Origin of the sequence: Rhodanobacter sp. T12-5 (genome assembly GCF_008329435.1) — a bacterium.
Lineage (GTDB): Bacteria > Pseudomonadota > Gammaproteobacteria > Xanthomonadales > Rhodanobacteraceae > Rhodanobacter.
In genome coordinates this window covers 41,810-54,199 of the sequence record NZ_NPKN01000010.1, presented here as the reverse complement: position 1 = coordinate 54,199, position 12,390 = coordinate 41,810, and the positions used below count along the sequence as shown (strand labels likewise).

The window sequence follows — 12,390 nt, the reverse complement described above, 5'->3', positions numbered from 1 at the left end:
GAGCGTTCCTCAGGCCCTGCCCGGCCGATACGGTCGTGGCATGACGGAGAACACTGCCGATGGGCAAACTGCGACATGCGTGGCGGCACGGCGCGCGCAGGCCAGCTGCCAGCGCCCGGATTGTCATGAGGCGACTCATGAGGGTCAGTTCAGCAGAGCGCGGCAGGACGCGATGGGCCGGCGCAACAGCGCACTGGCGCTGGCCAGCTCGGGATGCGAGGCGAGATCAGCGGCTTCGGTGATCGCGCGTACGGCCTTTGTCTGCGCGGTGGCGTAGGCGCAGTCACCGCTGCGGGCCGCGGCGACCGCAAGCCACAGCTGCGCCGCGAGCCGACGCGGATGCGCCGCCGGCAATTCATGGCTGGCGCGCGGGATAGCCACCGCCAGTCGCGCTCTCGCCCGACCTGCTTCGCCATGTTCCAGCTCGACCTGCGCCAGCAACGTGTGCACCCACAGCAGTTGCGGATCGCTGCGGGACGCGACCGCGGCAAGGTCACGATCGACCGTCGCCTGGAGGGCTTGCGGACACTGCGGCCCGGGAGATCGGCTGCAAGCCAGTAGCAGGCGCGCCTCGGCGATCAGTGGCGGCATCCGGTACTTGCGCGTGCGCAGGCCGGCGATGGCTTCCGGCAGCAGCGCGCGCGCCAGCGCGGGCTGGCCTTCCAGCAAGGCGATGCCGGCCAGTTCGCTGTCCACGCGACCGATCCGCATGCGGTTGGCCGGATCGCTGCCGTATCGCTGGCGTGCTGCTTCGAACAATTTCCGCGCACCGGCGAGATCGCCGGCTTCGACTTCACCAAAGGCGGTGGCTTCCAGCGAATCTCCATGCAATGCACTATCTGCACCGAAGCCACCGGCAGACCAGGCCTGCGCCTGACGGCAGCGCGCCTGTGCGCTGGCGCGATCCGCCCGCAATCCTTCCAGCACGCAGGCCTTCTGCGCCGCATACACCTGGGTGAGCTGCAGCCGGCCGCCGTTGCGCGCGTACATCGCCAGCGCCTTAGCGAACAGCGCATGCGCCTGTGTCCAGTGACCGGCGCGATACGCGGACGAGGCCCAGCCGGCCAGTGCCAGGGTGGATTCATTGCTGGACGAGCCGAAGTGCGCCAGCTCGAACTGCCAGGTCTTGCGCCACATCCCGATCGCCTCGTCGTAGCGCTCCAATCCTTCCAGCGCAGAGGCGACGTCGTTGTAGCCGATGCCGACGCGCGGATCGTCCGGCCCCCAGGTGGCGATACGCTCGGCCAGCGCTTCGCGGGCGAGATCCAGTGCAGCTTCGCCGTGCCCTTCGCTGTTCTCGACCGCGCCCAGCGGACCGATCAGGTCGACCAGCGCTTCGCCATGGATCCCCTGCGCAAGCAGACGCCGGTGCGCCAGCCGAAGGTCGGCGCCGCCGGCTGCGTAGTCTTCGGCGCGCACCTCGGCGTAGCCGCGCGCGGTGAGCGCACGGATCGCCTCGATGTCGGACGGCGCCAGCGCCCGCTCGGACAAGGCGACGGCCCGGTTCGCCAGCCGGCGCGATTGCGCGGCATCGCCAAGGTTCTCGTACAGGCGCGAAAACATCGCCAGCAGGTCCACGCGGCTGCCGTCGTCCATCTGCGGCGAGTTGTCCAGTTTCGCCACGCCATGTGCCAGCAGTTCGTCCAGGCTGGGCTGTTTCGTTGCGGCCACCCCGTAGCGGATCGGCGCAAACAGGCTCTCGACGAAAGTTCGCGCCATGTCGGCGCGCGCTGCCTGCTCCCGCGCGACGTGCGCCTGCCACAGGGCGATCGACAACGAGACCAGAATGGCGAGCATGAACACCGCCGTGGCGACCACGCCGCCGCGATGGCGGTCGACGAACTTGCTGGTGCGATACCAGCGCGAGGGCGGATGGGCCGATACCGGCTGGCGATCCAGGTGGCGCTCGATGTCTTCGGCCAGCGCGCCAGCCGAGGCGTAGCGGCGCTCCGGCTCGATGGCAACAGCCTTCAACACGATGTTGTCGAGGTCGCCGCGAAGCTTGCGCCGCAGCGGCCTCACCGAGGCCGGCGCATGCGCCACGCCGTAGGCAGTGGCGACGGACCCCGAATCGATCCGCGACGATGGCGTCGTGGTATCGCCGGTGGCGCGACGACGCCCCGTGATCAACTCGTCCAGCAGAATGCCGAGCGCGTACACGTCGGTGGAGGTGGTGATCGGCTGCTGCGCAAATTGTTCCGGCGCGGCATAGGCCGGCGTGAGCGCGCGATGCTGGGTACGGATGGCGCCGGTCACGTCCTCATCCAGCAGTTTGGCGATGCCGAAATCGAGCAGCTTGACGTCGCCTTCGGGGGTGACCAGCACATTGGATGGCTTCAGGTCGCGATGCACGATCAGCGCCCGATGCGCCGTCTCGACGGCACGGCAGACCATCAGGAACAGTACCAGCCGCTGGCGCAGGTCCAGGCCGTGCCCGCAGGCGTAACGCGTGATCGGCACGCCGTCGACCAGCTCCAGCGCGATGTAGGCGAGGCCGCCGTCGGTGATGCCGCCCTCGATCAGGCGCGCGATGCCCGGATGCCGCAGGCGTGCCAGCGCCTCGCGTTCGCGGCGAAACTGGCGCTGCGCGTCGACTGTGTACAAGCCGCGCGCCAGCAACTTGATGGCGACTTCCTGGCGCACTCCATCGGCCTGGCGAAACGCGCGAAACACGGTGGACGAGCCACCCTCGCCAAGTATCTCCACCAGCGTGAACGGACCTATGCAGCTGCCGGCCGGCAGGGCATCGGCAATACTGGCGTCGCCGATCACCCGCGCGGCGCGGGCGGCATCGCCGGTGGGCAGCAAGTCGTCGCCCATGGCGTCGGCGGCCAGCATGCGCTCGATCTGCGCGCGCCGTAACGGGTCCGGGCAACGTTCGGCCAGCAGTTGCGCACGCGCAGCGGCAGGCAGCGGGAGCGCGGCCTCGAACAGTTCGCGCAATGACGGTGTGGATGCCATGACGAACTTCTCTCCGACGTGCCTGCCTTCGATAAACCCCGGATGTGCGCCAATTGCGACCTCGGCCGATTACTGTTGCCTGGCTGGCAGGTTGTAGAAAGACAACTGCTAGTCCATGCGTGCCTTGATGAACGCGCGAGCGAAGCGCCAGTCGCGGTCGATGGTGCGCCGGCACAGCCCGAGCGTTTCACCGACCTGCTCCAGGCTGAGCCCGGCGAAAAAGCGCAACTCCACGACCTGGGCGGCGCGCGCATCGGCCTGTTCGAGCTCGTCCAGCGCCGCATCCAGCGCCAACGCCTGCTCGGCGGTGTCCAGCGCGAGTTTCAGCTCACGATCGTCCAGCGTGACGCGCTGCCATTGCCCGCCGGCGCACAGGCGCAGGCGGTCGCGTGCGCGATTGATCAACAGGTGGCGCATGGCACGCGCGGCATAGCTGAAAAACTGGGCCGGATGCTCGAACTGCAATGCCTCCCGTTGCCCCATGCGCAGGTACAGCTCGTGCACCAGCTCGGTGGTGTCCAGGGTGGCATTGCGTTGTCCGGCCAGTTGCCGCGCGGCCATCGCCTTGAGGCGCGCGTAGACCGCGACGAACAATGCCGGTGCCGAGTGATCGACCGGTACCTGCCGGGTATCGGACATGGTGAAGTACCTCCATGCGTTGCAGGCCTTCAACGGCAGCATGGTACGCCTGTGCCGGTTGGCCGGCGCGCCATGGCATGGAGCAACAGGGGCATGGGCCGTAATACCGGCACGGTGTGGCGCTACGCTTGGCCTCTCGGTCGCTCAGCGCTCAGCCAGATACGGCTGCCGCCGAGGCCGCCGCGACACCGTTCAACCCAAGGCAGTGAACGCCACCTCGGCGCGCGGCGTACCGCGATGCCAGCCGTGCACGAAGGTGCGCAGCCGGCCGCCGACCACGGCGATCACCGGACGCGTGGTCAGGCGCAGCGTCGGGAAAGCCGACGGCGACATGCACAGGCCGATCTGGTGTTCGGCATGCATCCGAGCCGCCTTGGCGGCAAACCAGGCCTTGGGGCCGGTCAGCAGCACGCCGGAGCTGGCCTCTGCCTGGCGGGAGCTTTCGATGATCTGGCGCAGATGGACAAGGTGGCGTTGGGCGAAAGCCTGCGCCAGCGCTTCGACCTGGAACGGCGCGGCGGTGTATTCGTCCAGCAGGCCGCCCAGCATGGCCGCGACGCGCAAGGCGATCTGTCGGTTGGCGCGCTCGCCATGCGACGAGCCGGGGCATGTCTGCCACGCCCCATCGATGGCGCCGGCCAAGGCATGAAACTCGGCCTGATTGAGGGGGCGTTGGGGCAGCGGCGTGTTGCGGCGATCAATCAGCCACGCCTGGTCTGCCGTCGGCAGCGCGTGCGAACGATGCGCAGCGCGGTGCCGGGCATCTTCCATCGACAAGCCGTCGACGAGGGTCAGTTGCTCTGCAAGTGCTTCCTGGGTCAACGGTTGCACGCGTGCGGAGCCGTCGGCGTCGAACCAGCGGCGGTATTCAAGTGTGGCAGCATGAAAGAGTTCGCGTGGCGGTTGCACCATGGCGCGCGCTTCGGCAGCGTGATCGAGTGCCGGAGCCATCGGGCGCAGCCCTGCTGCACAGGCGGCCAGCACGCGGGCAAGCAGCACCTCGGCGCGAACCAGATGCTGATGACAGGCCATGCGTCGCTCGCCACCGTCGGTCGAGGGAAAGTAGACGAAGCGGATGCGCGGAGCATGCGCGGGCGCTGCGGCGCGCACACCGCCACCGGTGGCCTGCGGCATCGCACCATGGCAGCCCTGCCCGGCGATCCGCCGCCCGATCGGCAACGCCCCATGTGCGTTTGGCAGATCCCCCGTCATGGCGTCGATGGTCGTTGAAAATACGGCGGCAAAACCGGCCTGGATGGCCTCTTTCAAGCTTACGATGGCTGCCGTTGGCACGCTCACGGAACACCCTTCCAACCTTGGCGGTGGCGGCTCCCGACTCCGCAGGCGCCCGCACTCCGCACGACTATCACTCTTGCCATCCGACCGGATGGTCACGGCTCCACTTTTGCATTATTTGCAGACACCAAAGTGTGCGGTAGCTGGCAATTCAACGCAGTCGGTAGCGCCGTTGTGCGAAGAGTATCCGCCGGTCGCCCGATGGCGATGCCCTGCCTCGCCGGATCACCGGAAGCGCGCGATGGCGCGTCAGCCCTGCTCCATTCGACTGATTCGACCAGGGGCATTTGATGCAAGGGGCGCCGGGGGTGATGCTCAGACCACGCGTACGCCGCGCGGATTGAGTTGCGGATCGCGCCAGAAGGCGTCGTTCTCGAAGCGTCGGAACACATCCGGCGGCAGCACGCTGATGCGCTCGCGTGCCTCGACTTTCTTGCGCACGGCAGACAGGCCCGGTGTGCCGGCACGCCGGTCGACTTCGTCGGCGTCGAGGCTGACGTTCTCCAGGTCGTGAGAGAACACCGGCTCGCCGATGAAGGCGTAAACCGCCCTCACCGCAGCGACGGGATTGCTCACCAGGGTTTCGTACTGCAGCAGCATCAGATTGGCGGTGTCTTCGCCGTAGTACGCCTCCTTCAAGGCGTTGTAGGCGAACCCGACGATGCCATCGTCATGGGCCAGGCTTTCGCTGCCCGAATAGACGGTGCTGCCGGGCTGGTAATTGAAGATGGACGACAGCGGGAGGGTATTGCTCCGGACCAGTCGCTCGATGCTGTCGATGATCCACGGCATGTCCCGCACGCAGGCAATCATTTTCGCCTGCGGGAAAAGTACTTTCAGGATGCCCAGCTTGCTGCACCAGATGCGGTGGGCATCGAACACCACGTCGGCGCTGAATTCATCACCGTAGTAGTTGTCGAACAGCCCCCGCAGGATGCGCTGACGCTGGGTATCGTTGATGAACACCGCGTATTCGTTGCGCCCGCTCATCTGCCCTTGCAAGGTGTCGAACAAACCACCCACGGGACTGCTCATGCCGGCATGGAAGCGGGGATTCTGGCGCAGCAGCCCTGCGAGCAGGGTCGAGCCGGATCGCGGCAAGCCCGATATGAAATGTACAGGTCGCAAGCAATGTCCCAGCGGGTTCGACGGTCTGACATGCAGCGGAAACGCCATGCGGGCGTAAGCATGCGACGCGCTTGCCCGGCCGACATGATCGGCTGCATCACACCACTGTTCGATTCATCCATGACGCGCGTCGCACCTGTTCATGCTAAGCATGGGCAGCAGCAAGCGACATGTCTGTGCGTTGCATTCTCGCGACGCAGGTGCTGATTCGCCGTCGTGGCGGAAATCGGCTCAGTTGAGTTCGGTCAGGCTGCTGCTCCAGCGTCGTGTCATGAGATCGATCGACGGCTCGCGGGCTCCCCGGATGCTGGCTGCACGATAGGCGCCGGGGGAGATGCCGAACGCCTGCTTGAACTGGCGACCGGCATGGCTCTCGCCCGAAAACCCCGACATGGGTGCCAGTTCGGCGAGTGGGCAGGCGTCGAAGGCGCGGTCATCCAGGCGATCACGCAGGTGCTGCAACCGCCGCAGCTGGATGAACCGGGCCACGCCACCGCTGGATTCGAACAGGCGATACAAGCTCGCGCGCGAGACGCCCGTTTCGCTGACGATGTCCTGCACCGAAAAATCGCGGTCGGCAAGGCGCAATTCGATCAGGCGTTGTGCCGCTTCGCGACGCACGTATTCCAACCGGTAGAAGTCGGACCGCGCACCGGTGCCGGCAGGATTGACCGCCACGGACAACAGGTCGACCAGGCTGCGCGTGACCGCAGGCTGTGCGCCCGGTGGCAAACGGGGTGCCTGTTGGACCAATGCGTGCAACAAGGCACACAGCAACGCGCCCTCTTCCGTTCCGATCGTGCGGCCATGCAGGTTGTCGAGGCTGCCGGCGGCAGCCCGCACCGCATCGCGCGCCACGCTGACCGTGATCAGGCTTGCGTCGCGAGCGGTGCTTTCCATCGTCTCGCGGGTATCCAGCAGCAGGGTTTCCCCCGGAGCGATCGCCACCGCAGCACCATAAGGCCCGCCGACCAGCGTGCCCCCGACCACGTGGTGCAGCACGAAATGATCGAATCCATCGGATGCCACGCGCTCCTTTCGGCGGTGCCTTATGCCGCCGTATTCCCGGGCGAACAGCAAAGTCCGGTCCAGTCTCCAGCTCCTGACGCGGGCGAAGAACGGATCGGACGTGCGCTCCACATCCGAACCGCCGGCATAGAGATCGCGATAGCGCTCGAACGCCTCACCCACTGCGTAGTCGGCACTGTCAAACGCGAACATCTCGCTCATCCGGCGTTCTCCAGGGTGGCGCGGCGCCAGCCCGCGCTTGCCAGCAAGGCCGAGCCGGCCCCCAGGATCGCCGCTGCCACGCACACCAGGTACAGCGCGGTGGATAGTCCGTGCGCGCCGGTACCGATGCCGTCACTGACCACGCCCGCGACGAACGGCCCCAGCCCCACCCCGAGCACGGTGATGAATACCAGGAACATGCGCACGCCGGCGTCGCGGAGCGCCATGGGCAGCATCGGCGGCAGCCCGGCCAGCGCGGCGACGGCAGCCATGCCGCCAACCAGGGAGGTCAGCGCCAGGAGGCTGCAAGCCATTACCGACGAGGTGGCACCGGGCAACATCCAGAGCAGTGGTACGGCAAGCAGCAAGCCACCTGCCATGACCATCATCGGGGGCACCCGTTTGCTGCGCAGATCGACCAGCGTGCCCGCGCTCAAGTGCCCCAGCGGCGATGCCGCCAGCAGCGCCACGCCAAAGACGAGCGCCGCGGCGGCTGGCGCGAGCCCTTGTTCACGATGCAGCACCGAAGGCGCCCAGGCGCCGATGGTTTGCACGATCAGCACACTGCTCACCGCAGCGCCAAGGTACAGGCTGATCAGTCTAGGTCGACGCCGGAACCAGTCCAGCAACTGCCTGACGCAAGCCATGGGATATGGCGATGCCGGCGGTTGCTCCGCGCAGCGCAACAGCAAGACGATGAGCAGCAGGTTCGGTGCCGCCATCACCAGGAAGAGCAGACGCCAGTGCGCCAGCCCCGCAGCCGGAGCCCAGCGCTCAAGCAATGCCAGCGTCGCGCCACCGGCCAGCGAAGCGATACTGCGTCCGACCACCGATGCGGCGGTGAACACTGCGATCGAACGCGCGCGCCACATCGGCGCAGAGCGTTCCACGATCAAGCCGAGTGCAAGCGGCACAAAGGCTGATTGCGCCAGCCCGACCAACGCCCGGGCGGCGACCAGCATGTCGAACGATCGCCCCAGCGCGAAAAACAGCATGCCCAATACCCACAGGGCGATGCACGCTGCCAGCAGACGAACGCGATGCCGCGAACTCGCCAGCGGCCAACTGGCGAGCATGCCGACGGCGTAGAGCACGACGAACGCCGGCCCGTCGATCAGGCCCAACTGGGCGTCCGAAAGGCCCAGGTTGGCCTTCAACAGCGGGGCCGCCACGGCAGGAAGACTGCGATCGGCAAAAGCTGCGCAATGACCGAGCGCCAGCAAAACGACGAGCGAGGCGGGCATGTCGCCCGCAGTCGGGTGTGAATCGGACAGCGGAATTTCTCCTCAAGCCAAGATGCGTGCGCAGACATGCCCATCAAGAAACGCGCCATCGAGGCGATGCGCGTGGCCTGTCGCCTTTCGATGGAGTCGATCCAGCCGCACGGTGTGCATCGGCCGCGACCGCGCGTGCGGCGGCCCGCGAATGCCCGGTCGGATCACGACACCTTGTGACGCGGCTGACGCTCGCGGTCACGTGCCGCAACGTCGACGAAGCCGGCGAAATGCAACCAGGTGGACGCTCCGGCGGCGTCGTTTCTCCCCCCACGCCGGGCGCGACCGGCCAAAAACAGGCAAAATGGCAGGCTGACCAAACCGGCCTGCCCGGCTGGCCCCCTGTTTGCGGCATCCACGAAGTCGCCTTCACGCAGCTCACGACCTGACGATGACCACTCTTCACGTGCCAACGCTCGACGACACCGGCTCGACGCTGAGCGAGCAACTGCTTGCCGCTACCCGGCTGCTCGAATCCGTGGCAGCCGATCCGCAGTTGCTGGACAACTTGCCGGCAGACGACCGTGCCCGCCTGCACCAGGCCGTGGCCCGGGTCTATCACCCCGACCCGGTGGCCCGCCGGATCAAGTTGAAGGCGGCCGAGAAGGCGCGGCATGCGTCGAAGCTGGAGGCCGAGGATGCGGTACTCAACCAGACCGGCATCCGCGCGCTGCGGCGCAAGCCGGTGTTCACCACCTCGAGCGTGTTTGCGCCCGAGGGTTTCCTGCCGCACGACATCAACACCGATGCCGATGCCGCGCAGCCGCGCGAGTCGATCGAGCCGAAACACTGCTACGTGTGCAAGCAGAAGTACTCGGCCATCCATTTCTTCTACGACCAGTTGTGCCCGACCTGCGCCGCATTCAATTACGCCAAGCGCACCGAGCTGGTCGACCTGCGCGGCCGTGTGGCGCTGCTCACCGGCGGGCGCGTGAAGATCGGCTACCAGGCCGGTTTGAAGCTGCTGCGCGCCGGCGCCGAGCTGATCGTCACCACGCGCTTCCCGCGTGATTCCGCCGCGCGTTATGCGCAGGAGCCGGACTTCGGCGAATGGAGCCATCGGTTGCAGGTCTACGGCCTGGACCTGCGTCACACACCAAGTGTGGAAGCGTTCTGCAAGGAACTGGTCGCCACGCGCCCGCGGCTCGACTTCATCATCAACAACGCCTGCCAGACGGTGCGCCGCCCGCCGGATTTCTATGCGCACATGATGGAAGGCGAGACCGCTGCGCTGCACGACCTGCCCGAACACGTGCGCAAGCTGGTCGGCCATTACGAAGGTTTGCGCAGCTCGAACATCCTGCCCGAAGCCGGCGCATCGTCGAGCGCAATAGCCGGGGCCGGTCGCGAAACGAACATTCCCGGCCTGACTCGTGCTGCCGAACTGTCGCAATTGCCGTTGCTGCCGGAGGAACTGCTGGCGCAAAGCCACTTGTTCCCCGAAGGCCGGCTCGACCAGGACCTTCAGCAGATCGACCTGCGCGAGCGCAATTCCTGGCGGTTGCTGATGGCCGAGGTGCCGTCCGTCGAATTGCTGGAAGTGCAACTGGTCAACGCGATCGCGCCGTTCATCATCAACGCGCGGCTGAAGCCGCTGATGCTGCGCACGCCGGAGCGCGACAAGCACATCGTCAACGTGTCGGCGATGGAGGGCCAGTTCTACCGCAGCTTCAAGACCACCCGCCACCCGCACACCAACATGGCCAAGGCCGCGCTGAACATGATGACGCGCACCTCGGCCACCGATTACCACAACGACGGCATCCACATGAACAGCGTCGACACGGGCTGGGTGACCGACGAAGATCCGGCCGAACTGGCCGCGAAGAAGGTACTGGAAGAGCGCTTCCACCCGCCGCTGGACATCGTCGACGGCGCCGCGCGCATCGTCGATCCGATCATCAGCGGCATCAACACCGGCGAGCACGTGTGGGGGCAGTTTCTGAAGGATTACCGCCCCACGGACTGGTAAGTCGATACGTCACGCCGGCGCAATCCGTTGCGCACGGGCGGACTCCATCGGCAGGCATCCGCGACACCGTGATCGGCCTCACCCCGGTGCCGCGCCGAGACGCATCTTCGAACGGAAACAACACCGCAGCCACGCAGCGCCGTTCCCGTTCGACGGCTGCTATTTCGCCGGCATATCCGACGCTTCCAACCTGAACTCCCTCACCGTGATCATCGTTCCCCTGGCCTGCGTGCGGCCATCAACACGGACGAAGGAAACGCTCAGCTTGCCGAGATTCGCCGGCCAGATCCGCTGCAGGGCCTCGGTAGCCGGGAAGCTCACCTGCACCCCGTCGCTGGTCGGCGCGTGCGCGCCAGACTGCATCTGCTGCATGTGCTGCGCGGCCGTGATCTCGATTGGGCCGAGCGTACCCAGCAGATAATTGTTTTCGGCCAAGGCGATCCCCGCCTGATCGGGCAAATTGATATAGACCTTGTAGAAATAGCCACCTTTCTGGCCGAGCCCTGTGAGGCGAACGCCGTCCAGCACGACGCGGATTGAAGTGCCAGCCAGTGCGGTTGTGGCTGCCGGCTTCATCAACAGCGAGCGCACACGGGTTTGATCCTGCGCGGTAAGCGGCACGGCGATGCTGACCGAGTGCTGATCCAGGGACAGTTGCTGCGCGCCGCCCAGGGACACCGTCTGAGTGTCCAGTGGTTTCGGCGGAAGAGCCTGCAGCGAAAGGGTCGCCGGGGCCCGCAGCATCGACGCGGGAAGCGCGGCCGGCATCGATTCGTCCTCGTATTCATAGTTCAGGCCGTAGGTCGAGTACGTCCCGATACGCAACATGGAAGAGACGCCGGCGCCATAACTGAAGCTCCCCGACCAGTAGGAGCTCGTCTTCGAAGGCATGGTGCGCCCGTGGTCCGCCTTGACCCACGCGGCCCACAGCCGATCGATGTTGCCGTGGTGAACCCAGAAGATCGGATCTGTCGGCGACAGCGTGACACTGCCCATGATGCCGCCGATCAGGTTGTGCACCGCATTGTGCGGGAGGCTTTCGACCTTCGGTTCGAACGCATTGGTGTAGTAACGCGGAAAATTGATGACGGAATCATCGAACGGACCCAGACTGAGCGCATTCGTCACGTCATCGCCGGCGCGATTGGGAACATACAGCGGGGAACGGGTATCGGTGAATTCCGCTGGCAGGATCGGGTCGACGTAATAGTCCCAGTAAGGAAGGATCAGACTCGAATTCGCCGCGACCTTGCGCAGCTGCGCCTCGAACCGGAACAGGAAACCGCGGTGCCAGGCGAGGAAGTACGGCCGCCCGTGCGGACAGAAATTCTTGTGGACGCCCACCCAATAGGACCAGCTTCGGGGATCGGCGGCGTTTGTATTGGCCTTCATCTTGGCCACCGTTTCAAGGAAGACCGGAAACAGCGTCCCCTTGCGGAATGTGTCCCAGCTCGGCCGCACTCTCAACGTCGCGGAAAGAGCGACACGCGGCAGGAACGGGACCAGCGCGACGGTAAGTGATGACTGCAGGAAATGTCTTCTGGAAATCATGTGAACGTTCTCCCTGTCGTTGTAACTCGCGACTTCGGCCCGGCGGGCGCTCCCCACCGCGTCTTTGCCTATCGGGTTTGCAGAGCGGAATACGGCCACACTGCGTCGTTGAAGGGCACGGCTGGCTCTCGGAGGAACGCCGGCGCACACGGAGCCGATTGCGATATTGAAGAATGCGGCGCGCGCGGATCGCGCCGCGTCAGCCTGGGGCCGGTCGCCTCCATCGATCCGGGTTCGGGACGATCCCTGGTTTCAGGTTAGGCGGGGCTGGCATTCCTTCGTTGATGCAGGTCAATGCCAGCACGATTGGAGATTGGAAGCGCTTGTCGCCGCCAGCGG

General features: G+C 66.1%; 8 protein-coding genes. 1 reads left to right on the top strand and 7 read right to left on the bottom strand.

Annotated elements, in window-relative coordinates:
* Positions 1 to 144: 144 nt before the first annotated feature.
* The 6 genes from CIW53_RS16975 to CIW53_RS16950 form a co-directional block, all read right to left on the bottom strand.
* A complete protein-coding gene (locus CIW53_RS16975) occupies positions 145 to 2,961 on the bottom strand; it encodes a serine/threonine-protein kinase (RefSeq protein WP_149365911.1) in 2,817 nt (938 codons plus the stop codon).
* 108 nt (positions 2,962 to 3,069) lie between these two features.
* Positions 3,070 to 3,600, bottom strand: coding sequence for an ECF-type sigma factor (locus CIW53_RS16970; RefSeq protein ID WP_172969718.1), 531 nt, complete (start codon positions 3,598 to 3,600; stop codon positions 3,070 to 3,072).
* Positions 3,601 to 3,792: 192 nt separating this feature from the next.
* Positions 3,793 to 4,869, bottom strand: a complete 1,077-nt coding sequence (locus tag CIW53_RS16965; protein WP_242451962.1) for a hypothetical protein — start codon at positions 4,867 to 4,869, stop codon at positions 3,793 to 3,795.
* A gap of 342 nt (positions 4,870 to 5,211) precedes the next feature.
* Complete coding sequence (locus CIW53_RS16960) at positions 5,212 to 6,072, bottom strand: sulfotransferase (protein ID WP_172969717.1); 861 nt, start codon at positions 6,070 to 6,072, stop codon at positions 5,212 to 5,214.
* Positions 6,073 to 6,255: 183 nt separating this feature from the next.
* Positions 6,256 to 7,254, bottom strand: a complete 999-nt coding sequence (locus CIW53_RS16955; RefSeq protein ID WP_149365908.1) for a helix-turn-helix domain-containing protein — start codon at positions 7,252 to 7,254, stop codon at positions 6,256 to 6,258.
* Entirely contained in the window at positions 7,251 to 8,498 is a 1,248-nt protein-coding gene (locus tag CIW53_RS16950) for an MFS transporter (RefSeq protein WP_149365907.1), read from the bottom strand. Before CIW53_RS16950 ends, CIW53_RS16955 begins: the two co-directional genes overlap by 4 nt.
* Before the next feature lie 421 nt (positions 8,499 to 8,919).
* Between CIW53_RS16950 and CIW53_RS16940 the strand changes: the two genes are divergently transcribed.
* Positions 8,920 to 10,500, top strand: a complete 1,581-nt coding sequence (locus CIW53_RS16940; RefSeq protein ID WP_149365905.1) for an SDR family oxidoreductase — start codon at positions 8,920 to 8,922, stop codon at positions 10,498 to 10,500.
* 159 nt (positions 10,501 to 10,659) lie between these two features.
* Here CIW53_RS16940 and CIW53_RS16935 read toward each other — a convergent pair whose 3' ends face one another.
* Positions 10,660 to 12,051 carry a tyrosinase family protein gene (locus CIW53_RS16935; RefSeq protein ID WP_149365904.1) on the bottom strand — a complete coding sequence of 464 codons (1,392 nt, stop codon included), beginning with the start codon at positions 12,049 to 12,051 and terminating at the stop codon, positions 10,660 to 10,662.
* Positions 12,052 to 12,390: the final 339 nt, after the last annotated feature.